16 protein-coding genes and 1 pseudogene are annotated in these 23,006 nt (G+C 65.5%); 4 read left to right on the top strand and 13 right to left on the bottom strand.

The window, feature by feature from the left end; genetic code table 11:
• Window positions 1-32: 32 nt before the first annotated feature.
• Both ACQEU8_RS03960 and ACQEU8_RS03955 read right to left on the bottom strand, forming a co-directional pair.
• Window positions 33-1,688 (bottom strand): hypothetical protein, encoded by a 1,656-nt coding sequence (locus ACQEU8_RS03960; protein WP_433096826.1) that lies wholly within the window; start codon window positions 1,686-1,688, stop codon window positions 33-35.
• Window positions 1,689-1,758: 70 nt separating this feature from the next.
• Window positions 1,759-2,277, bottom strand: a complete 519-nt coding sequence (locus ACQEU8_RS03955) for a DUF4913 domain-containing protein (RefSeq protein WP_433096824.1) — start codon at window positions 2,275-2,277, stop codon at window positions 1,759-1,761.
• A 159-nt stretch (window positions 2,278-2,436) separates the two neighbouring features.
• Here ACQEU8_RS03955 and ACQEU8_RS03950 point away from each other — a divergent pair, with 159 nt between their 5' ends.
• A complete protein-coding gene (locus ACQEU8_RS03950; protein ID WP_433096822.1) occupies window positions 2,437-3,315 on the top strand; it encodes a hypothetical protein in 879 nt (292 codons plus the stop codon).
• A gap of 175 nt (window positions 3,316-3,490) precedes the next feature.
• Here ACQEU8_RS03950 and ACQEU8_RS03945 read toward each other — a convergent pair whose 3' ends face one another.
• The 6 genes from ACQEU8_RS03945 to ACQEU8_RS03920 all read right to left on the bottom strand — a co-directional run bounded on the left by ACQEU8_RS03945 (window position 3,491) and on the right by ACQEU8_RS03920 (window position 12,302).
• Window positions 3,491-4,720 carry a hypothetical protein gene (locus tag ACQEU8_RS03945; RefSeq protein WP_433096820.1) on the bottom strand — a complete coding sequence of 410 codons (1,230 nt, stop codon included), beginning with the start codon at window positions 4,718-4,720 and terminating at the stop codon, window positions 3,491-3,493.
• Between the two features lie 194 nt (window positions 4,721-4,914).
• A complete protein-coding gene (locus ACQEU8_RS03940) occupies window positions 4,915-6,132 on the bottom strand; it encodes a hypothetical protein (protein WP_433096818.1) in 1,218 nt (405 codons plus the stop codon).
• Between the two features lie 194 nt (window positions 6,133-6,326).
• Complete coding sequence (locus ACQEU8_RS03935) at window positions 6,327-7,565, bottom strand: hypothetical protein (protein ID WP_433096816.1); 1,239 nt, start codon at window positions 7,563-7,565, stop codon at window positions 6,327-6,329.
• 268 nt (window positions 7,566-7,833) lie between these two features.
• Window positions 7,834-9,006, bottom strand: coding sequence for a hypothetical protein (locus ACQEU8_RS03930; RefSeq protein ID WP_433096814.1), 1,173 nt, complete (start codon window positions 9,004-9,006; stop codon window positions 7,834-7,836).
• A gap of 33 nt (window positions 9,007-9,039) precedes the next feature.
• Window positions 9,040-10,230: a hypothetical protein gene (locus tag ACQEU8_RS03925; protein WP_433096812.1), complete on the bottom strand. Its 1,191-nt coding sequence runs from the start codon at window positions 10,228-10,230 to the stop codon at window positions 9,040-9,042.
• Between the two features lie 809 nt (window positions 10,231-11,039).
• Window positions 11,040-12,302: a hypothetical protein gene (locus ACQEU8_RS03920; RefSeq protein WP_433096810.1), complete on the bottom strand. Its 1,263-nt coding sequence runs from the start codon at window positions 12,300-12,302 to the stop codon at window positions 11,040-11,042.
• A 1,363-nt stretch (window positions 12,303-13,665) separates the two neighbouring features.
• Here ACQEU8_RS03920 and ACQEU8_RS03915 point away from each other — a divergent pair.
• On the top strand, window positions 13,666-14,784 hold the full coding sequence (locus ACQEU8_RS03915) for a hypothetical protein (protein ID WP_433096808.1): 1,119 nt from the start codon (window positions 13,666-13,668) through the stop codon (window positions 14,782-14,784).
• 190 nt (window positions 14,785-14,974) lie between these two features.
• Here ACQEU8_RS03915 and ACQEU8_RS03910 read toward each other — a convergent pair whose 3' ends face one another.
• Window positions 14,975-15,781, bottom strand: coding sequence for an SDR family NAD(P)-dependent oxidoreductase (locus ACQEU8_RS03910; protein WP_433096806.1), 807 nt, complete (start codon window positions 15,779-15,781; stop codon window positions 14,975-14,977).
• 89 nt (window positions 15,782-15,870) lie between these two features.
• Here ACQEU8_RS03910 and ACQEU8_RS03905 point away from each other — a divergent pair, with 89 nt between their 5' ends.
• Both ACQEU8_RS03905 and ACQEU8_RS03900 read left to right on the top strand, forming a co-directional pair.
• Window positions 15,871-16,722, top strand: coding sequence for a helix-turn-helix transcriptional regulator (locus tag ACQEU8_RS03905; RefSeq protein ID WP_433096804.1), 852 nt, complete (start codon window positions 15,871-15,873; stop codon window positions 16,720-16,722).
• Between the two features lie 226 nt (window positions 16,723-16,948).
• Entirely contained in the window at window positions 16,949-17,824 is an 876-nt protein-coding gene (locus tag ACQEU8_RS03900; protein ID WP_433096802.1) for a response regulator transcription factor, read from the top strand.
• A 65-nt stretch (window positions 17,825-17,889) separates the two neighbouring features.
• Here the strand turns inward: ACQEU8_RS03900 and ACQEU8_RS03895 are convergent, their stop codons facing one another.
• The 4 genes and pseudogenes from ACQEU8_RS03895 to ACQEU8_RS03880 all read right to left on the bottom strand — a co-directional run bounded on the left by ACQEU8_RS03895 (window position 17,890) and on the right by ACQEU8_RS03880 (window position 22,554).
• Window positions 17,890-18,303, bottom strand: coding sequence for an SsgA family sporulation/cell division regulator (locus ACQEU8_RS03895; RefSeq protein ID WP_433096800.1), 414 nt, complete (start codon window positions 18,301-18,303; stop codon window positions 17,890-17,892).
• A gap of 85 nt (window positions 18,304-18,388) precedes the next feature.
• A complete protein-coding gene (locus tag ACQEU8_RS03890) occupies window positions 18,389-19,084 on the bottom strand; it encodes a hypothetical protein (protein ID WP_433096798.1) in 696 nt (231 codons plus the stop codon).
• Between the two features lie 468 nt (window positions 19,085-19,552).
• Window positions 19,553-20,334 (bottom strand): annotated as a pseudogene (locus tag ACQEU8_RS03885) (IS5 family transposase); the annotation flags it as partial.
• A gap of 978 nt (window positions 20,335-21,312) precedes the next feature.
• Window positions 21,313-22,554 (bottom strand): hypothetical protein, encoded by a 1,242-nt coding sequence (locus tag ACQEU8_RS03880; RefSeq protein WP_433096796.1) that lies wholly within the window; start codon window positions 22,552-22,554, stop codon window positions 21,313-21,315.
• Window positions 22,555-23,006: the final 452 nt, after the last annotated feature.

The following is a 23,006-nucleotide window of genomic DNA, read 5'->3' as shown; positions in this document are numbered from 1 at the left end:
ACCAACAGCCCCACGCATTCACGCCCCTTGACTCAGCGTCGCCCCAGCTTCTTCGGGCGGTCCGCTGGGTTCAACTCGGGGCGGTACGCGGACGGTTGGCCGACGCTCGGGTCCGTACGGTGGGAGGCAGCATGCGGCAAGAGCGCGGCCGCGGTGAGGCCGCTCGGATTCCTCGCGGAGTGGTTCCCCTGTCCTTCCACCGGGGCGGTCAGGCTGATGCGGTAGCCTCCGTCGTTCCTCAGCGTCAGGGGGACCCCCGCCTGGTCGAGGACCTGCTTCACTTCCGCCGGCATCAGACGACCGGGCTGGAGGAGCTCGTGCAGCTCCGCCCTGGTCTGGTTCTCCCAATCGGGCGCGCCCTCCCTCCACTTCTGGGGGCGCTGCCCGTGGGGGACCAAGGGGGTGGAGCCGGGCTCCAGGCCATACAGCCTCGCGACGTTCGTGCCGAAGTCGTGGTTCTCGACTCTGGCCTTTATGTTACTTTCCAGTGGAACATCGGGGTGAACGTGGTAGGTGCCCCTCCTCTGCCTCTCCTTCAGAGCGATCAGTGCTTGGTCAAGGACCCTTTTCACCTCAGGAGGCACCGTACGCCCCGGCTTGGTAACAAGGTTCACCAGTCTCCTGGCTTCTCTTTCCCATTCCGGCGTATTCGGATCCTCTTTCGTGGTTTGGGAGGGGCGGTAACCCAAGGGGACGCGTCGAGTGGAGCCCTCTACGAGACCGTACAGCCGTGCAACATTCACGGCTCTTTGGTCACGGGCGTTCTTGTCAGGAACGCTGTCCTCGGGATCCGCGTTCCAGTCGATGATGTAGCCGCCTCTCCCACCTGATACCAGACGGATATTCTTCGCGCGGAGAACCTGCACCTCCTCAGCGCTCAACGGCTTGTCTTCGAAGGTGCTTTGGCGCAACCGTTCCCTGGTCTCCACCTCCCAGGCAGGGGCATCCGCGCGAACCTGCAGCGAGGGGCGGTAGCCGTAGGGGACCAGCGCCGCGACATGCGCGGCGTGTGCGGCATTGGCGGCTCTCTCGGCCGTGCTGACTTCCGTGGGCATGTCCGGGTGGACGAAGGCGAAGCTCCCCTCGTCGACCAGTCGGATATCGGCGTGTTCGAGGACCTTCTTCAGCACCGGATTCTTGACGACCCGTTCTCCCAGGGAGAGATTGAGCAGCTGCTCCCTGGTCTGGTTTTCCCACGTCGGCGCGTCGATTCTGTAATACCGAGGGAGGATACCCGTGGGGAGTACATGTCTGGAGCCCGGTGTGAGCTGGTACAGCTTTGCGATGTTCGTGGCGAGTTCGATATCCGTAGGTTCGGCATCCCTGTCGGCGGAGCTCACGGCCGGACCGATTTCCGTGGGGACGTCCGGGGCGACGAAGGCGAAGTCCCTCAGCTCGACCAGTCGGATCCCCGCGTCTTGGAGAACCCTCTTGACCGCCGGGCTCTCGATGAGTATCTCTCCCCTGGAGAGCGAGAGTACGTACTCCCTGGTCTGGTATTCCCACTCAGGTGCGCCTTCCCACGGAGGCCCGAGGAGGACGCCGCTTTGGACCGCACCGGTCGACCCCGGTGCCAGGCCGTACAGGTTGGCGATGTTCGTGGCGAGTTCGACGTTGGCGACCAGGGCCGGGTCGCGCCAGCCGGCCTGCTGTTCTTCGGCGTCTCGTGGGAGCGGATTCTCAGGCAAAGTGTCCTCCAGCGCTCAGTGGTTGAGACGGGCTCGTTGCTGTCCGTGCCGATGGAACTGGTGCGGTGACTCAGTGAGAGGGCGGCGGAGGCGGTGCACCGAAGGGGTCGAGAGTGTCCACGACCGGGGTCTCCTTCGGACGGTGGGTGGGCTTGCATCCGGCGAAAGGCCCCATCGGGTCCCGCAAGGCGTTCATGGTGTGAACCAGGTAGTCCCGGTGCCAGTTGGCGGGGCCACACATCCCCGAGCCGGGACCGGTCAGCTCCCCCCAAGCAAGCCACAGCCCGTGGAACTGGGCGACCGCTTCCGGGTGCTCCCACCAGCGAGAGCACCAGGGAGCAGTGGAGGTCACCTCCCGGCCGTAGACGGGCAGCAGCACATGGTGAACCCACAGGGTCAACTTCCGGAGCGCCGCCGCGTATTCGGCCCCTTCCAGGTAGAGGATGAACGACGGCGGGGCGAGGCCAGGGGGAGGTGGCGAAGCGGGGGGAGACTCCTTGACTGCATCGCCCTGTTGTTCCTGGGGCGCGGGTTGTTGTTCCTGGGGTGCGGGCGTCTCCAACTCGGAACTCATGGTGTCGGTCGTCATGGGCGCCACCACGTACGTGCGCGGCATCGGGTTCATCGATCCCGCGGTGCCCTCGAGACTTGTCCGGTATTCGACCCCCGCCCTCCGTGAACCGCCCACTTCCCGGTTCCGTTGTGCTGCCCGGTAAGCAGATCTCCCGCTCCGCGAAAGGACTCCCGCGTGTCATCGACCGGCACAGAAACCTCAAGGCATTCATCGGAGCTGTCGGCCAACGGCAGTCATGACAGCGAGCACAGCAGCCTCCGCACCGTCAGCCTCGCGAGCCCCGGCGGTGCCGCGAGCGCCAGCGGCGCGCAGACGTTCACGGCGGCTCACGAGAGTGCCATGACCAGACATGCCACGGCCGCTCGCCTGGACGGGGCTCCGGCCGACACTCCGGACGAGAGTCCCGTCCTGGGGTTCATCGACCTCGAACGGGGGCCAGGGGAATTTCTCGCGGCACGTCGCGACGCGGACCAACTGGCCGTCTTCCGATGGCTCCGTGATTCAAGGCAGTGGGTGGCGGACAACCAGAGTTCCGTCGCGCGGTTCATCCGAGACGCCTTTCCGCTGGCCCTGCAAGTCGGGGGCAAGGGCATGCAAGCTGCCGGGTTGGAGACAGCGGGAAAGTATGTGGGATTCGCCGGCATGGTCCTGGTCGCGACCGAGTCCGTGCGACAGGGGTACAAGCACTATCGCCTGGGCGAAATGAGCAACATCCGGCTGGACGCCGCATCGTTCTTCGGGGCGGCGTTCAACGCCGCCGGCACGATGCCCCAGATGGCCAAAGAGACAGAGGCATTGCTCACCATGATCGGGACCGCGGCTCAGATAGGCAGCATCAGGAGCCGGCGAACCCCGATGTCATATCCTCCCGTGAACACCGCACCGGCCGGGGACTACTCCCCTGTTCCCTCGTCACCGAACGGATCGGCGGGGGAGGAGATGGCAGCGAGCGTGGATCTGACACTGCAACGTTCGTACACGAGCGGGGCACACTCGCGTCCTCCGGGCCGGCCTGATGAACTGCAGCGCCAGCCGACTCTTCGCCGCAAGTGAGGGAGGCCGCGCAGCCGACGCGGCATCGGTGAGCCGAGCCAGGCTCATGACGAGAGCCGGGGGCACGGCGCGCGATGCCGGGCCGATCGGGCAACGGACACCTCGCCCGATCGGCCCACCGGCCCCGACGCCCTGGCCGGGCCTGGCAGGAGCCTCACAGATCGGCCGCATATTTCTACCTACGCCTCTGCCCCTGGGGCGCCGGGGGCCTTTGCTGTCCGGGTGCCAGGCTGTGGGCGTGCGCGGGAGCCGCGGACGAGGACGGGGGCTGATACCCGCCGACGGTTGGCGGGGCGAATGCGCCCGCTCCGGCCCAGGTCGGAACTTCAGGAGAGGGCTGGAATGGGAGTGCGTGCTGGGCTCCCGGCTGGCCGTACGAGGCGCCGGGTTGCCGGGCGGACTCCGCCGCCCCCAGCGGGTTGTCCTGCTGTGCGATACCGGGCCCGAACTCCCGCACCTCGGGGGATAGCTGGCCCAGGCCCGCCCTGATCTCGGCGGAAGTACATGTCTTCTTGTTCTCCTGGGAAATCCTCAAGCCGTTGCCTGACTTGCTGGGCACCAGAGTGAGTCGGCCGGCCTCTCTCAGCGCAGCGATTTCCGGTTCCTCCGACGCGGCGGCCGAACCGTCTGCCTTTGCGAGATAGTGCAGTCGAGCCAAGGTTCGCCGCGCCCACTCAGGTACATCATCGCCGCCGGCAAGGGCGGAGCCTGGCACATGTTCGCGGGGTACTACCCCCCAGTCGTACAAGGCGCGAATGTTTCGCCCGTGTTCCTCGCCTCTTTCGCGCGCGGCCTTCTCGCTTTCCAGGAGCACGCTGGAGGAGATTTTCAAATGGTGCTTCTCCTGCGAATATTGGATGGGTATGTCATTGTCAATCAGTGCCCATGCCCCCGCAGGGCCCAGCGAAATTCTGTTCTGCCGGCTGTGATGCAGTCGCGATCTGATGTATACGGCCCACCCCGGCTCGGGATTCCTCCGGTTCTCAACCGAGCTTGGGTTGATCTTGGGCGGTAGATATCCCCTTGTTGCCCGTCCTTCATTGAAGAGCTTATAGATGTCGTCGGCATCCGCGATATCTTCGGGGGTCGCCCATTTGGTGAGTTGGTCCGGGTTGAGCGCTCGTGGGTGGATGTGCCGGCCAAGGCCCTCCAGGTCGTGTACGGGGATGCCGCTGTATTCCAATGTGGTTGCTGTCTCTTTTCCCGCTCCGGGGTTGGCGGGATGGAGGAAGCTGTGCAGCGTTGCTCCGAGTCTCACAGGCTGTGCCGGGAAGGACGGTGTGGCGTCGACGTAGATCTCCACATCGTCGTTCGGCAGGGTTCCCATGCGCTCTTCCGGCGCTTGGTTGAGCCATTGCAAATAGGCGTATGAGAGCACGCCATCATCGATGTCCAGATTCGGCACAACATCCTCCAAATGAACCGGAACGAGGGGTCGTTTCGCGCGTCGCGGGTCGTACTGGCCCGACGACTCCTGGAACGGGAACGGAAGCCGAGCGGTTCAACTTCGTCGGCGCACCTGGTCCTCGCCGGCTCGCCGTCACTGCCATCGTGTCGACCCCGATATGTGACGGCGGACTCGTCAAACGAAATGGCGGCTTACTTCCGCCGCTGCCCCTGCGTCGGCTGGAGCTGCGGGTCGGGTGCCCCGCTGGGCGGCATTGCCGGGGTCGTGGACGACGGGGGCTGGTGTCCGCCGGGGGATGGCGGGGCGAATGCGCCCGCTCCGACCCAGGTCGGAACTTCAGGAGAGGGCTGGAGCGAGGGCTGGGCTCTCAGCTGCCCGTGCGGGGCATCGGGTTGTTGGGCGGACCCCGCCGCCCCCAGCTGGTTCTGCTGCTGTGCGTTACCGGGCCCGAACTCCCGCACCGCGGGCGGTAGCCGGTCCAGGCCCGCCCTGATCTCGGCGATAGTGCATGTCTTCTTGTTCTCCTGGGAAATCCTGACGCTGTTGCCTGACTCGGTGGGCACCAGAGTGAGTTGGCCGGCCTCTCTCAGCGCAGCGATTTCCGGTTCCTCCGACGCGGCGGCCTGACCTACTGCCTTTGCGAGGCCGTGCAGTCGAGTCACGGTTCGCCGCGCCCACTCAGGTAGGGGATTGCCCCTGATATGGGCGGTGGATGGTACGTGTTTTGGGGGTAGCACTCCCCAGTCGTAGAAGGCGCGAATATATCGCCCGTATTCCTCGGCTCTTTCGAGTGCTGCTTTCTCGGTATCCAGGAGCACCTGGGAGGAGATTTTCACATTACCTCTCCATTGTGAATGTTGGAGGGGTATGTCATTGTCGATCAGTGCCCATGCCGCCATAGGGCCCAGCGCAGCTTCATCCTTCCGACTGTGTTGCAGTTGCGACCTGATGTGTATGGACCAGTCCGGCTCGGGATTCTTCCGGTTCGCGGCCGTGTTTGGGTTGATCTTGCGTGGCAGATATCCCCTTGTTGCCCGTCCTTCATTGAAGAGCTTATAGATGTCGTCGGCATCCGCGATATCTTCGGGGGTCGCCCATTTGGCGAATTGGTCCGGGTTGAGCGCTTGTGGGTGGATGTGCCGGCCGAGGCCCTCCAGGTTGTGTACGGGGATGCCGCTGTATTGCAATGTGTCTGCGGTGTCTTTTCCTGCTCCGGGGTTGGCGGGGTGGAGGAAGCTGTGCAGTGCTGCTCCGAGTCTCACGTTCTGTGCCGGGAAGGACGGTGTGGCGTCGACGTAGATCTCCACATCGTCGTTCGGTAGAGTTCCCATGCGCTCTTCCGGCGCTTGGTTGAGCCATTGCAAATAGGCGTATGAGAGCACGCCATCATCGATGTCCGGATTCGGCACAACATCCTCCAAATGGACCGGAACGAGGGGTCGTTTCGCGCGTCGCGGGTCGTACTGGCCCGACGACTCCTGGAACGGGAACGGAAGCCGAGCGGTTCAACTTCGTCGGCGCACCTGGTCCTCGCCGGCTCGCCTTCACTGCCATCGGGTCGACCCCGATATGTCACCGCGGACTCGCCAAACGAAATGGCGGCTTACTTCGGCCCCTGCCTCGACTGGGGCCGCGGGACGGGTGCCCCGCCGGGCGGCATCGCCGGGGTCGTGGACGACGGGGGCTGATGTCCGCCGGCGGACGGTGGGGCGAATGCGCCCGCTCCGGCCCAGGTCGGAACTTCGGGACGGGGCTGGGGTGGAAGTGTGTGCTGGGCTCCCGGCTGGCCGTACGAGGCGCCGGGTTGCCGGGCGGACTGCGCCCCTCCCAGCTGGTTCTGCTGCTGTGCGCTACCGGGCCCGAACTCCCGCAACTCGGTTGGTAGCCGGTTCACGGCATCAATGATAGCGGTGATAGGCCATGTCTTCCTGCTTTTCGTGGAAACCCTGAAGCCGGTGTGTGACTCGTTGGGCACCAGAGTGAGTCCACCGGCCTCTTCCAGTGCAGCGATTTCCGGGGCCGTCGATGCGGCGGACTGACTTCCTGTCTTTGCGAGATCGGCCAAGCGATTCACGGTTTGCTTTGCCCACGCCGGCAGGTTGTCCTTGGAGCGGGTATTGCTGGATGGTGTGTATCCGCGGGGTACTATCCTCCAGTCGTAAAAGGCGCGAATATTCCGCCCGTGTTCCTCGCCTCTTTCGCGTGCGGCTTTCTCGCTCTCCAGAGGCACGGCGGGAGAGATTTGCACAAGACCTTCCCGTCGCGAATCTCGGACGACGGGGATATCATTGTCAATCAGTGCCCATGCTGCGGCAGGACCCAGAAAACCTTTCTCATCACCCTCCCCCACTTTATTGAAATACATTCGCCTCCTGATCTCCAATGACCAGTCCGGCTCACGATGTTTCCGCTTTTCATTCTTGTCTTTCAGTATCTTGGCCGGCAGGTGCCCTGTTATTGCGCGTCCCTCTTCGAAGAGCTGGTAGATCATGTCGGCGTTCTTGCGGTCGTCGGGGGTCGCCCATTTGGCGAGTTGATCATCGTTCAGAATTCCTGGGTGGATGTGCCAGCCCAGGCCTTTCACATCGTCCACCGGGACGTCGCCCGTGCCCAGTGCTACTACTAGTTTTGGTCCTGCTCCGGGGTTGGCGGGGTTGAGGAAGCTGTGCAGTTCTTCTCCGAGCTTCACCAACTGTTCCGGGTAGGGCCACATGGCCGGTACAGTGATCTCCACATCACGATCCGGCAGCGTTCCCCAGCGGTCTTCGGCTGGTTCTGGTGGGTTGACCCAGAGGAGATAGGCGCGTGAGAGCGTGAGGTCATCGGGGGTCGGGTTCGGCACGATATCCTCCAAGTGAATTGGAACGAGAGGTTGGCCTGTCGGCCTGGCGGTCACTCCTGGTCGGCCGAAAGGTGGCCGTGGCGACGTCCCCCTCGCGCACGGAAATGGACGGCAACACCTTCGTCTCCTGCAAACGGGGACAGACCCCGTACGGGTTCACGTGGCGGCAAATGCCCGCCGCAGGGGGACGCCGAGGAATTCCCGGCCGGTGGGGAACGCCGCCTTGTCCGCGCCACGGGTGTTGCCTGGCCGCACGATTGCAGCTCCGTTACTTTTTCCGCACCTGCCGCGTGTGCTGGGACCGCTGATCGGGTGCCCCGCTGGGCGGCATCGCCGGGGTCGTGGACGACGGGGGCTGGTGTCCGCCGGCGGATGGTGGGGCGAATGCGCCCGCTCCGGCCCAGGTCGGAACTTCGGGACGGGGCTGGAGTGAGGGCAGGGCTCGCGGTTGCTGGTACTGCGTGCCGGGAGGTGCCTGCTTTTCGACTGGCTGTCCATTCAGTCGCGCTATGATCGCGGGGGTAGAGTATGTCTTTCTGTTCTCCATGGAAACCCTCAGGGCCTTACCTGACTTGGTAGGCTCCAGATTGAGCTTCCCGGATTCTCGCAGTGCATCGATTTCCGCCTTCTGCGAAGCGCCGGACTTGCCTGCTGGATTTGCCAGATTGGCCAATCGTTCCAAGGTACGCCTCGCCCACTCCGGCAACCGTTCCCCTGCGCGTGGAGGGCCAGTCGGCACGTAGCCGGGGGGTATTATCCCCTGGTCGTACAAGGCACGAATGTTTCGCCCGTGTTCCTCCGCTCTTTCAAGTGCGGCCTTCTCGCCTTCCCGGGGCACGTCGGGAGAGATTTGCACAGCGCCTGGCCATTTCGAATGTTGAACGGTGATATCGTTGTCAATCAGAGCCCAGGCTGCCGCAGGGCCCAGTGCGGTTCTCCCTTCTCGATTATGATCCAGTCGCCTTCTGATCTGTATCGACCAGTCCGGCTCGCGGTCCTCCGGTTTCCGTTTATCGTTCCTTTTTTCCAGAAGCTTTCTCGGCATGAGTCCTATCGTTGCGCGTCCCTCGTCGAAGAGTTGGGAAATCCTCTTTGCGTCATTGAAGTCGTCGTGGGTCACCCATTTGGCGAGTTGAGCATCGTTCAGAATTCCTGGGTGGATGTGCCAGCCCAGGTCCTTCAGGTCGTCCACGGGGACGTCGCCCGTGCCCAGTGCTACTACTAGTTTTGGTCCTGCTCCGGGGTTGGCGGGGTTGAGGAAGCTGTGCAGTTCTTCTCCGAGCTTCACCAACTGTTCCGGGTAGGGCCACATGGCCGGTACAATGATCTCCACATCGCGGTCCGGCAGCGTTCCCCGGCGGTCTTCGCCTGGTTCTGGTTCGTTGACCCAGAGGAGATAGGCACGTGAGAGCGTGAGATCATCGGGGGTCGGGTTCGGCACGATATCCTCCAAGTGAATCGGCTGAAATATAGTTCAACCATGTGGCGCTGTTGGTGAATTTGCTTGTCCATGGTGTCGCCGATGCCCGGCCTTTCCGTCGCCTCGTCGTGCACACGTGAAGGGACGGAAACGCCTTCCTCTCCTGCGCCGGGGACAGAATGCGTAGCGCGGCGCGACGCGTTTTTCGGGACCGCCCGTTGGAACAGTTCCACAGCTCGTCCGGCACCAGCCGCTCCACGATCGAAACCACGACCGGCATCCCATCGATCCCAGTGAGAAGTCGTCTGGATCCTCAGCGCCGATCCCCTCTGTGTGGTCGGGAGGTGCTGCTGCTTTGCGTGCTTCCTTGGCTGGGGGCCTGCGCCGAAGCATCATTGCGGGACTGAATCCGTGCTGACCGGCGAAGCCCTGTTCGTTCCTCGGGCCGTTGCCCGGACTGATTCTGCCCAGCGCCGGCATAGTGGGCTCGGTCAGTGATTGTGGACTCAGCCGACGGCGCTGAGGAATGTTGCGACGGGGTATATGCGGGTGGTGGGCCGGCCGACGGGGTGTATGCGGGCGGTGGGACGGCAACTTGCCACGGTGTGATGTCGTCCTGCCGCGGTCAGAAAAATAATCCGGCAATTCGGCTTGCTGGCCATGCGCATTCGAGCCCGTCGGGCCAGATCCGGCGGGGCCTGCGGTATGAGATGCGACGGTTGATTGGTTCGCCAGCGATCGTTTCCACGCTCTATCTCGGGCCTGGTCGAGCGCGACAACTGCATCGATCCTGGTCTCGTACAGTCCGGCGGAAAACACCGTCTCAACATCACGCCGGAAGCTGAGGTCGCGACCTCTGCCGATCCGAACAATCTCCGTCTCGTAGAAAGCGTCCTGTGCGCTCAGTCCACGATCCGTGTGCCGAACAATGTCATCCTTGCCTGACAGGATAAGATCCCGCATGTCCGGAAACTGGACAAGAAGCGTCTTGAGGTGAGGATCCTGCAAATTGTCGGCATCATAGCGTTGCCCAGCCTCGAACATGGCATCGTCGATGCCCATCTCCGAAATCAGTGCCACGATGTCGTCGTGCTTTTGACGGGCGATCTTTTGATACTTGTCCAATAGTTCTTGCGAGTCCTCGCGACCCAGCTCCCCATTCTCAACCAGTTGCTGAATATGCTGAGAATAGTCGTCCAGGTGTTGTTGAATTCGGTCATCAAGGGGGCCGATGGCTGAGGGCATGAGGTCTCCCGAACGTTGATTTCTTGCAGGTGGCTTCCTCACCTTTGGCGAAGACAACGCACTGCGGCCAGGTACGGTTCACCTCGATGCGTCAGGGGATCGGTTCGGGCCAGGGCACCGCCGTGCTCGCGGTTGGCGGGGGAATGCACCGGGACCGATGGTGGGCAGGTCATCCATCAGCCTGTCTCGCGTGCGCCGCAGGTTGCCCGAAGGCAGCAGGACTTGGTGCCGGGGTGGATCGAGGTTTCTCAGAAGGTAAGGCGATCGGCGATGGCCGCGCAGAGCCGTCGCTCCTTGAAGGTCTTGCCCCCGGTGAAGCGGGGAGATCGTCGCGACCGCGATGGGCTTGCGTCGTTCGGACCGTGGGGAGCGGCGGTTCACCGGGCTTTGCCGAGTGGTCGAGGGCCCGGGTGTGGGCAAAGCTGTCTCGCCTGGTCCTCCACGGGCTCGATTCCGCAGCGAGTGGGATCGGCCCCGTTGCGCGATCGCCCCGGTGAACTGAGGGCTCGGAAAGAGGGGGTCCGACGAGCCCGCATCCTCTCGACCGGGCACGTTCGGCTCGGAGATCAACCTCCCCACCAGCCGGCGGTGATCCCGCCGGCGAAGGGGATACCGCCGATGCCCGGAGCTCCGGATGCCGCCCGCTTGTCCGGCGAGGTTCCGGCGCGACGTTCAGCCGGTATCCGGCTGCGCGGGGCGGCCCGTGCGTCCGCGCTCGTGGGAGTCGGGGATCGGCACGGTCCTGATCCGGATCTCGACGGCCCGTTTCGCTGACGGAGTTCTCGGTTCCGAGCGGTCGCTTGCTGCTTTTACTTCCGCCCCCGCGTTGACCGGGACTGTGGCCGTCCGGAGGTCCGGTTGAGTGGTTCTGCCGGGGTCGTGAACGACGGGCGTTGGTACCCGCTGGGGGAAGGTGGGGCGAATGCGCCCGCTGCGGCCCAGGTTGGAACTTCAGGGCCGGACTGGAGTGAGGGCTGGGCCGGCGGTTGCCCGTACGGGACGCCGGGTTGCTGGGCGAAATCCGCCGTTCCCAGCGGGTTCTGCTGCTGCGCGTGGCCGTGCGAAGACGTCGGCGGCTCGGCGGCTCCTGGCCGTTTCAGATTCGCTATGATATAGCCGATAGCGCAGGTCTGCTTATTCTGTGAGGAAATCTTGAAGCTCTTGCCCGACTTAGTGGGCTCCAATTCGAACCCACCGGACTCTCTCAGCGCTGCGATTTCCGGTTCCATCGATGCGGCGTTCCTACTGCTATCTTTGGCGAGATTGAACAATCGGGTGAGGGTTTGCCTCGCCCACAGCGGCATCTCGTCTCGGTCGCGAGGATGGTGGCTTGGTACGTGTTTGCGGGGTACAATTCCCCGGTCGTACAAGGCGCGAATATTTCGCGCCCTTTCCTCGGCTTGTTCGTATGCCGCCTTCTCGCTTTCCAGGGGCACGTTGGGGGAGATCTGCACACGGCCTGCCATCCTCTGTGAATATTGAAGGGGAATGTCATTGCCAACCAGGGCCCAGGCTGCCGCAGGGCCCAGCGGCGACGTACCATCCCTACTGGAAATCAGTCGCTTCCTGATGCTCACCGACCAGTCCGGCTCGCGGTCCTCCGGTTTCCGTTTATCGTTCGCTTCTTTTGTTACTTTCCTCGGCAGGTACCCTATCGTTGCGCGTCCCTCCTCGAAAAGTCGGGAGATTGCATCGGCGTCCTCAAGGTCCTTGCGGGTCGTCCATTTGGCGAGTTGATCATCGTTCAGAATTCCTGGGTGGATGTGCCAGCCCAGGCCTTTCACATCGTCCACCGGGACGTCGCCCGTGCCCAGTGCTACTACTAGTTTTGGTCCTGCTCCGGGGTTGGCGGGGTTGAGGAAGCTGTGCAGTTCTTCTCCGAGCTTCACCAACTGTTCCGGGTAGGGCCACATGGCCGGTACAGTGATCTCCACATCGCGGTCCGGCAGCGTTCCCCGGCGGTCTTCGCCTGGTTCTGGTGGGTTGACCCAGAGGAGATAGGCACGTGAGAGCGTGAGATCATCGGGGGTCGGGTTCGGCACGATATCCTCCAAGTGAATCGGCTGAAACATTGCTCGACCATGTTGCACCGTTGACAAATATGATTACGGCAACGCCTTCATCTCCTTCCGGGACAAAGCCCGCACGGTTCACTCCCTGATGCGCGGGGCCCTTCCCTTGTGGCTCCGGGCCACTATCGGGTTTGCCGGCGTCGGCCGTTATTCTGGCTGTTAGTAGGTGCCCGCGCGGGCTCGGAGGCCGAGGGGCCGGGTTTCGAGTCCGTCGTCGACAGTTGTTGGCCAGGAACGCGCAGCTGGTCCCGGCCGACGCTGGTGAGCAGGTGCTGAGGGGACTGACTCGATGATGTGGCGTGCTGGGGGTCGGATGTCCCCGGCGCGGATTCCCAACGTGCCTTCGCAGCCTGGGCGACTTTCCACATTTCCTCAGCGCTCGGCAGGTCCGGCACGGAACTCAGGCCCGGCACCTCCTCGATCTTCGGAGGCCCGGTCGGCAACGGACGTTCGGCGGCTGCTTCCTGGGAGTTCGTTCGGGTTGCGTCCGCCGGCACATCAGCCCATGCCGGTGCGGCGGGGGCAAGGTTGTCCGCTCCCTCGAAGTCAGCCGCCTGGGACCGGGGGCGAGTTGGGGCCTCTTCTATCAGCGGTCGGCTCCTCAGCTCGCCCCAGAGTTGCCATCCTTCCGAGGGCGATTCCGCCCGTTCCTGAACGGTGCCGGGGTCGGGACTGGCGAGTGACGAGAGCCGCGCCAGGGGTGACTGTTCCGCGCCGGGGGACGGTCGGGCCGCGCTTGCCGCTCTCGCCCGGGACGCGTCCCCGAGCCCTCGCGACACCTCGGTGTCCGCCTGCGCGGGTGCGTCTCCGCCCATGTGCGGACGGGCCCCGTCGTATTCGTGGCCGCGCGGTGCCCCCAAGGGTGTGTTCCGGCCGGCGCGTTCCGCCGGCGGCTGCGCGACTGGAGAGGTGAACCTGTTCCTGAGCCACCGCAGCAGCCGCTTCAGGACGTCCCATGCCGTGCGGCTGCGGACTCCGTTCCTTGATTCCACGCGGAACGAGTCGTCAGCTCGCCGTGCCGTCCTGTTGTCCTCGGTGCCGGAAGGTGGGGGTCTCCCCGTGTCCGCCTGCCCACGTGGGTCGGTACCGGCCATGACGCCCTCCTGTTGCGCAGACAATGCTGTGGAAGGCACAACGGGTTCTGTGGCCTGCCAGTTCACTGCTCCGACGGGGGCCGCGGTCCCATTTGAACCGGAACGGGGGGCACTGCGTAGGAGGAGTCCTGGGGCTGCGTCAGGCTTCAGCCATCGAGTGCAGTGGAGTGCGTCATGTCAGCTGTGCATACCCCGCGAGAGGTGACGGCTGGGCTGACGGACCTCGCAATGGAATACACCCGGAGGAAGGCACAGACATGCCCCCACCCGTGCAAGACGACCAAGATGCCGCACGCCTTATCAGCGCATACCTCAATCACCCGAACCGGCCGTCAATGACGGTCTTCGCAGAAGCTTACGACATGACTGGCGAGACGTTCAGCCATTGGATGAATGGTCGAGTTCGTCCCGGGGCTTTCCACCACCTGTCCAGAGAGGATCAGCAAAAGCTCACCGCGTGGCGTCAGAAGGCCAATGGCCCGAATTACCGTCTTCCTGTCAGCCAGATCAATCGAGCTAAGGACATTCTACGAGAACTGGCCCACACCGACGAAGGGACAGCAGAGGTCGTACGGCGCCACGGTGTCGCCAAATCAACCGTCGATAGGTGGGCCAGAAGGGAACGTGTCCCGGAGGCTTTCGACAGCCTGAGTCCCGAGGAGCAGAGCGCGCTTCGCACGCGGTATGGACTGACCGAGGGCGGGCAGGCCCCTCAGCCTGCCCACCGTCTGGGGGAAGAGCATGCCCAGGGGCAGTTCGGGCAGCCGCAGCCGGGTTATGGGCAGCCGCAGCCGGTTTATGCGGAGATGGGGTATGGGCAGCCAAAACCGGTTTATCCGGAGATGGGGTATGGGCAGCCGGGTGGCGGTCAGCAGATTCCGTCGCTGAGGGAGACGCTCGGGCCGGAGTTCGATCCCCCCTCCGTCCACCGCCATCCCGCCTCCGGCCCGCAGGAAGGGCATGGCCAGGGGCAGTTCGAGCAACCGCAGCCGGGTTACGCGGAGGTGGGGTATGGGCAGCCGCAGCCGGGATATGGGCAGATGGGGTCCGGGCAGCCGCAGCCGGGCTACGCGGAGATGGGGTATGGGCAGCCGGGCGGCGGTCAGCAGCTCCTGCCGCTCAGCGAGGCGCTCGGGGAGGAGTTCGATCCCCCCTACGTCCACCGCCAGCCGGGAAACAACCAGCAGTGGCTGACGGGCCAGGAACCGAGCCACCCACAGCCGGGTAGGAACGAGCAGAACGCGTCAATCAGCGACGCGCTACACCAGTTCGCTCCTCCATCCGCCCACGGCGCGCCGTCGGCGCCCCATCCCGGAACAGGCTATAGCGGCCCGGCCGCACCCTCTTCCGCTCCTGGGCACGCCTCCGGGGCGCGGCGCGCACGCTGAGGTAAGCCCCGCCGGTGCCCGGGCGACCTGGCATCGCGGGCGCGCACCGGCCCGTCCGTCCGCGTGCACAGCTCCCACAGGATGCGGGAACTGTGCGTGCGGACGCGAGCGCTCACTGCTGTCGGCCCGTCGGGCGCCTGTCCAGATCCGCCGTCATGACGTGGGCCCAAGGCCGGCGCCTCGCCTCGGCTCATGAGGCCTGCATGCCCCCGTCGACGGAGAGGACCACTCCGGTGACGTAGGAGGCGCGGTCGCTCAGCAGCCAGGCGGCGGCCTCGGCGACTTCCTCGGGCCGGGCCGCGCGGCGCAGCGGGGTGTGCGCGTTGAGCTGGTCGATGACGCCCGGCGATTCCGCTTCCCAGTGACGCATCATCTCGGTCAGCGTGGTTCCGGGGGCGATGGCGTTGACGCGGATGCCTTCCGCACCGTAGGCGACGGCGGCCGACTCGGTGAGGCTGTGTACACCTCGCTTCATCGCGCTGTACGCGGGCAGTACGGGGTTGCCCCTCCAGCCGCCGACGGACGAGGTGTTGACGATGGCGCCCGTGCCCGCGGTCGCCCGGATCGCTGCGACCTGAGCGGCCAGGGCCAGCCAGACGCCCCTGAGGTTGACGCTGTATTGCTGGTCGAAGTCCGCCTCCCGCACCTGGTCCATCGGGCCGAGGTGCTGTGTGGCGAGCGCCCCGTTGTTGAATGCGACGTCGAGTCGGCCGTACACCTCCACGGTACGGTCGACGGCGGCGCGCACGCTTGTCGCGTCGGCCAGGTCGCACACCGCGTACTGAGCGGTGCCGCCCGCCGCCCGGACCTGTTCGGCCACCGCTTCGAGCTGCTCCTCGGTGCGGGCCGCGAGCAGGACGCGGGCGCCTTCCCGGGCGAACAGCCGCGCCGCGGCGGCGCCGATGCCGCGGCCGGCTCCGCTGATGAAGGCGACCTTGCCGGCCAGCAGACCCGAGGCGGCGGGGGCGGAGGTGTCGTTGGTCTGTGTGTTGTCCATGCCGACGAGCCTGTGCCTGGCCGCGCACCCTCATCCAGGCACCGGCGGTACCTGGCTCGGCTTCGCGGGCCCCGTACACACTGGGGGACATGGACAGACGAGAGCTGGCCGGCTTCCTGCGCAGCAGGCGCGAGCGGATCACCCCCGCGGACGTGGGGCTGCCCGCCGGGCCGAGGCGCCGTACCCCGGGGCTGCGACGCGAGGAGGTGGCGCAGCTGGCGTTCATCTCCACCGAGTACTACACGCGGCTGGAGCAGGCCCGCGGCCCGCGCCCTTCCCGCGAGGTGCTGGCCGGTCTGACCCGTGCCCTACGGCTGTCGGACAGCGAACGCGCCCATCTGCACCACCTCGCCGGCGCTCCGCCCGGCCCGCCGCCAGGGCCCTCCCGCGAGGTGCGCCCGAGCATCCTGGACCTGCTGCGGCGGCTACCGCACGCCGCGGCGCTCGTACTGTCCGCGACCTATGAGGTGATCGCCCACAACGACCTGGCGGCCGCCCTCCTGGAAGACTTCTCCGCCCTGCCTCAGCACGAACGCAATTTTCTGCGCCGTACCTTCCTCGACCCGCGAGTGGGGGAGCGGCAGTGGTACAGCCCGCCCGGCATGGAGATCTTCGGCCGTACCGCCGCGCGGCACCTGCGGGCTGCCGCTGCCCGCTACCCCGACGACCCCGAAGTGGGCAAGCTGGTGAACGACCTTGTCACCGGCAGCGCGGAGTTCGCCCGGCTGTGGGTCGCCTACGACATGTCGGTGGAACCCGCCCCGCGCAAGACCTTTCGGCACCCCCTGATCGGTCCCGTCACGCTCAACTGCGATGTCTTGGACATCACCGACCGGGACCAGCGGGTCGTGATCTACACGGCTGATCCGGGCTCCCCGGCGGAGGGGGCGCTGCGGCTGCTGTCGGTGATCGGCACACAGCGCATGGACGTAATCGGCTGACCGTGGCCTCCAGCGGTTGGCCGGTTCACTTCAACTCTCCTGGGCGGCCTGCTCCGGCTTGCTCCCGCCTGCTCCGGCCTGGCCCGTGCTCGGCACGCTCGCACCGACTCGACGTGGGCGACCGCCCCGCGGGTGCGCTGTGGCGTGAACCGTTCGTGCACAGGGTTCGTTGCGGGCCACCACGGAGTCGGCCTATCAGGCCGTGGAAGGAAAGGAGGCGCCGCACATGGAGGACGAGCGGGCTGCTGAAACCCCCGAGCAGCGTTTGACGCGGCGGACCGTCAGCAGCGTAGGCAATCCTGGTCCGAACGCGCAGTCCGGTGACGACGCGGGGCTCTTCCACGGCTTCACCGTCGTCGTGAGCAGTGCGGACATCTTCGTACTGCGCGGCCTGCGCTGGATGGTTGAGCACCAGGCCGGGAACAAACCCTCCGAAGTACGCGTCACCGAGGCCACTACGCTCACCGAGGTGGTGGCCTCGGTGACGAAAATCCGTCCAAAAGTCATCGTTGTGGATATGGGCCGAACCCCGGCACAGTGCTTTGCTCATCTGCCTGCCCTCACCCGGTACAGCGGCGTTGTCCTGATCTCCAGGCGCCACGACGCGAACTTCGCGCAGCTTGCACGACGTCAGGGGGCCGCGGAGATCCTTGTGTACGACAAGTCGTCGGATCTTCAGGTCGTGCGCGCCGTGCAGATTGCCGCCGCGAGCACATCCTCCGCGGGAAAGATCGTTTCGACATCGAGCCCATCCCCGTCATACGCGCGGAACAGCACTGGCACGCTGCCGAACCTGCCGAACCTGCCGAACCTGCCGAGACGTGCTTCCGGAGCACAGCACATTTCCGGTGCGCGCGCTCCTCGATTGCATCTGGTGGGCGACCCGCCCGGCGGGACGGCCGGGGTGCGGGTCACCCTGTCGCAACGGGAAAGCCAAGTGATGGACCTGGTTGCCGGTGGCCAGACCAACGGAGAGGTGGCTGCCGCTCTGGGCCTTACGGAGAAGACGGTCAAGAACCACATCAACCGCATCTTCTCGAAGCTCAATGTGCAAACGCGCGTCCAGGCTGTGCTGGCATGGAAGTCGGGGACCGACCGCTGAGTGTCCGAGCAAGTCGTCGCGTCGCGCTCCGCACCATGTGAGAGCGGCAGCTGCGGGCCCCCTCCTCATGCTGCGCCGAGGATTTGCTGCACGGCGGCGTCGACCTTCAGCCACAGCTCTTCTTCGCCTACCGGGACGACATCGTAGGTACTTTCAAGGAACTCCTCGATCTCCGGCAGAGGCATCCACAGAGATGCCTGCTCGGCGTCGGTTCCCAGTTGCAGCAGAACGAATTCCGGTGTGGCCGGTGTGATCTGGACGTTCCCCAGACCCGCGGGAATCAGCAGTCCTTCTGCCAGCAGGCTGCGGCTCAATACCCAAATCGACGGCTGCTGACTGTTGCGGATCTCCAGGTCCATGGCAACCGCGTAAGGGTCCCTGGTGTCGTACACCATCTCCACGTCCACGGGGGCTGTTCCGTCCGGCTCGACAATTTCGAAAACCGTCTCGGTGCAGACTCGCGTGTAGTGATTTCCCATGACTGCGTCTCCTTCTCGATCGTTCTGATTGCTCCACAGAGCCGTGCGGGGCGCGTTGGCCGGCCGGAAGAGTCTCATGAGGGTCCTACTTGTGCTCGGGTGTGGTGGAGGTGACCGTCGGCCGGTCCGAGCTGGTGGGCTGAGTCGGCAGGGTGCGCCGGGCGGTGGTGACCTCGGCGTGCTGGGCCGTGTCCGTGTGCCGCAGGAACCGGGAGAGGAAGAGGCCCAGGACCGCGCCGTAGATGAGGTGGCCCAAGAGGCTCAGCACGACAATCGAAGCGGTGGGGGCGAACAGCATTTCCTCGCCGCGGGGCAGCAGGAGAACCGTGGCTATCAGCCCGAGCCAGATGAATACGCCGTAACCGACAGCCAGGATGACCGGGCGGCGGCGTATCAGGGAGGGCCAGTAGTTCATCAGGGCACCGCAGAAGACGAAGAAGGCCACCGCGATGCCGCCACCGTCGCCGATGTAGCGCCAGAGGTATCCGACCGGCACGTTGCCGGAATCGGTTGCCAGGATCCAGCCGCCGAGGCGCGGGATGAAGTCGGGCCAGGCGTCGGTGAGATAAGCCATCGGCAGCCGCAGCCCGTCGTAGGCGGTCACCGCGACAAGGCCGGCAACCATTCCCCGGCCGGCCCACCGGCCCTCCGGAGATCCCCGCTTGATCAGTACGGCCTTCGCCACCATCAGGGGAATCACCAGCAGCGCGGCGAGGTTCATCGGCAGAACGCCGAGAACGTACAGCGGAATCGCCAATACCGGCAGGGCTCCCGCGGCCATCAGGACTCCGACCCGCGGCCAGTTCGTCTTCTCACGCCGTGAAAGCAGGCGGGGCGGTGCGACAGGGAGTCGCCAGGGCTCGGGCCGTACGGAAACAGGCTGAGTAGGCGAGGACGGCGCCTCGGTCCGCTCGACAAATTGTGTGAGTGCCACCGGAAACTCCTCCTGGTCCGTCTTCGGCTCGGCCTGTGTCATCCACAGCTACGGCCCTGCGTCTGAGCTGAACTGCCGCCCAGCGCGAGCGACTGACAGGAGACTCCCGGAAGCGCCCAGCCAGGAACAGGGCCCACGGGCCCAACGCGGCCGAGGAAAGGGGGCTACTGGATGGAAAGCCCCCGCCAGGACCCCGCCGTTGAGGGACGGCAGAGCCGTGCGAGTGCCGGGTGTGGAGGATTGTGCCCTGCTCAAGCGGCTCAGGTACGCGACGCCGCTGACGGACCCTGGAAGGCGGTCCGCTGCGGCAGGTCCGTCGTCGCGGGACTCCCAGCACATACGTAAGCGTCGCGGGCCGTGGAGATGGGCGGTGGCGGATTCGGCGACCCAGCGGACGCGGCCCAGCCCGGAGCCGTGGGCCTGTCCGCGCCGCGCGATCTTCGGGGTGACGTTCCGCTCACGGAGCCTGCGGCGGTAGATGTCGTTGTCGTAGCCCCGGTCGGCATACACAGCCCGGGGCTGGCGGCGGGGGCGGCCCCGCTTGCCCCGCACCGGCGGCAGACCATCGGCCAAGGGCAGAAGCTGGGTCACATCGTTGCGGTGGGCACCGGCCGGCGCGACTCGCAGCGGAATCCCCTTGGCGTCGGTCAGCACACATGATGCTTCGAGCCCGGCCGCGCACGGTCAACCGGACTCGGACCGACTTTTGGGTGGCTTCGCCCCCGCTTTGCCTGCACATACGACGCATCGATCGTGGCGCGGGAGAAATCCAGCCGGTCCGCCGCCCGCAACCGGCCCAGCAGCACCTGCTGGAGCTCATCCCACACGCCGGCTGCCTGCCACTCGGCCAACCGCCGCCGGCATGTCGGCCCCGAATCGAAACCCAACTCCTGCGGCAGGAACTCCCACTGGATCCCGGTGCAGAGCACGAACAAGATGCCCTGCAGCGTCTTGCGATCATCGATCCGCTTACGGCCCGGATACCGGAAGCGGCGCTCATGCCTGGGCAGGAGCGGTTCGATCACCGCCCACAGCTCGTCACTGATCTCCCACGGCTTCGGCCGGGCCACCCTCACCCTGAGGAACAACGAGAACATCTGCCCCTCCACCGCGCCACATGAAGAACATTCTGCAAGGACTCCTCAGCCGCGGCGACCGTACGGGACTCGCCGCCAACGCGTTGCCGACCCGAGCCACCGGCGAGGCCGCTCCGAACGGATGGCGCCGCCAAGCCACCCTCCTCCTGGACGGCCTGCGCGCCGAATCCGCCCGCCGCCCCCTTCCCGCAAGCCAGCCGACCCAACAAGTCCACGACGCTTTGGCAAGCCTCGGGGCAATGCGTAAACGGCCGGCACCGGTTGGCAGCCGAGATGCTGGGCAGCACAGCCACGGACGCCATGGTCCACCGCCTTAGCGGACCAGGCGTACGAACCGCGTACCACCCTCTGGCAAGACGCCCACCCCGGGCTCACCGGCCCCGCGCTGCTGATCTGCCTGGAGGGCAGCGACCCCCACACCCGTTCTCGCCCTCCTGGCCCGCATCGCTGCCCGGCACCAACTGATCGGCGGAATCTCGGATCCAGCGCCCCTGGACTTGATCGCCGGCGCGTGGACCGGCGCCGCAAGCGCACAATGTGACTGCACGCTGGGCGGTCTCTCCAGCAGCCTCGGCGCGAACGACCGGCTGCGCCTCGTGCCCCAGGACCGGCTCGCCGCCTGGGCCGCCGTCATTCTCCGGCCGCTCTCCCGAACGGAGCGCCGGATCCTGGAAGTCTGGCTGCGCTTCCTCAGCACCGCCCACCTCCGCCCCGACGTCCCCCTGCCGACAAGCGTCCTCAGCACCGACGAAGCCACGCGCTTGGACTTCGACTGCCGTCTGGTAATCGATGCGCGCCCCGGTGAACCCGGTGAACCGCCCACCCCCGGTTCCGTCGTGCTCCCCGGCAAGCAGACCTCCCGCTACGTGAGGGAGACAGCGCAGCCGACACGGCACCGGTGGCCCGAGCCCGCTTCACGATGGCGCGGGGCCCACGGCCCGGCAGGAGCCTTCGCCGATCAGCCGTCGCTTGCCGCGTCTACTTCCGCCCCGGTTGCCCCTGCCCCCCGCCTCGCGTTTGCTGGGACTGCTGTTGGGTCGTCAGGCTGGGCATCGCCGACTGGGTTGCGGACGAGGAGTGTTGCTCGCCGGCGGCCGGTGGGGCAAACGCCCATGCTGCCCCGGCCCAGGTCGGGGCAGGAGGAGGGGGGAGAATGGGCTGGTGTGGGGCTTGCGGCTGCTGGTACGAGGCGCTGGGTTGTGGAGCGAACCCCGCCGCTCCCAGCAGGTTCTGCTGCGGCGGGCCATCGGGTCCATGGGCCCGTAACGCGGGCGGCAGCTTCGCCAGGGCCGCTCTGATATTGGCGAGAGGCTCACTCTTGGTATTTTCCATGGAGATCTTGTAGCTCTTGCCTGACTTGGTGGGCACCAGAGTGAGTTTGCCGCTCTCTTTTAGCGCAGCGATTTCCGGTTCCTCCGATGTGGCGTGCTTACCTGTTACCGCCGCGAGATGGAACAATCGACCCAGAGTTTGTTTCGCCCACGGCGCAAGCTCGTTATCCGCGCTCCCGTGAGGAACGTGGGATGGCACGTGTTCGCGGGGTATTACGCCCCACTCGTACATGGCGCGAATATCTCGCCCATATTTCTCGCCCCTTTCGCGTGCGGCCTTCTGGGTGTTCGTCAGCACCGTGGGAAGAATTTGCACACGGCCTTCCGTCCGCGAACGTTGGACGGGGATTGCATTGTCAATCAGCGCCCATGCTGCCGCAGGGCCCAGCAGAGTTCTCCCCGTCCGGTTGTGATGCAGTCGTATCCTGATGGTAACGGACCAATCCGGCTCGCGATTCCGACCGGCCCGTTTAGCGTTCTCTTTTTGGCTGATCAAAGCCGGCAGGTATCCTCTTGTGGTCCGTCCTTCATTGGAGAGTCGGTAGATTCCGGCGGCATCCTGGGCGTCTTGGGGAGTAATCCATCTGGCGCGTTGGTCCTGGTTGAGTACTCTTGGGTGGATGTGCCAGCCCAGTCCCTCCAGGTTCTGTACGGGGAGGTTGGTATTTCTCAATTCTATTGCCGTTTGTTCTCCTGCTCCGGGGTTGGCGGGGTTGAGGAAGCTGTGCAGTGCTTCTCCGAGGTTCACTGGCTGTGGCGGAAAGGCTGGTGTCCCTGGTACGTGAATCACCACATCGTAGTTCGGCAGCGTTCCCACGCGCTGTTCGGGTGCTTGACCGACCCAGCGGAGGTAGGCGTATGCGAGCACGCCATCGTCGCGATTCGGCACGGTGTCCTCCTGGTGAACTGGAATGAGGGGTTGCTTCCTCGCGTGGGCGGGAGCGGCACGTCACGGCTCCTGCAACGGAGACAGGACCCGGACGGTTCACCTGGTGGCCGGGGGCGGTCAGGCGTTGGTTGCGCGGTGTGCGTAGGGGGTGGTGGGGCGGTGTGGAGCCAGGGCTGGTGCTGAAATGTGTTCTCGCGTGTGAAGCGGCTGTGAGGTTCCGGGAGTTGCTGAGATCGCCAGGGGCACCGGTGCGGAATCCACCATCTGATGCGCAGCGCTCGCCGGGATATGGTCGCTGGTGAGGAGCCCGCGCAGGCGCGGACCCCAGGAATCCCGCAATCACACGGCGTCGAAAAGGAAAGGCCCCTACACCCCTGAGTGGGCTGACCCGAAGACGGCGGCGCGCTGCGAGGCCCGCCCACTCACGCTCGCGCGCTGGGGGTCGACACCGG

The sequence above is a fragment of the Streptomyces sp. CA-250714 genome (assembly GCF_050936705.1).
Taxonomy (GTDB): domain Bacteria; phylum Actinomycetota; class Actinomycetes; order Streptomycetales; family Streptomycetaceae; genus Streptomyces.
This window is presented reverse-complemented; position numbering and strand designations above follow the sequence as displayed.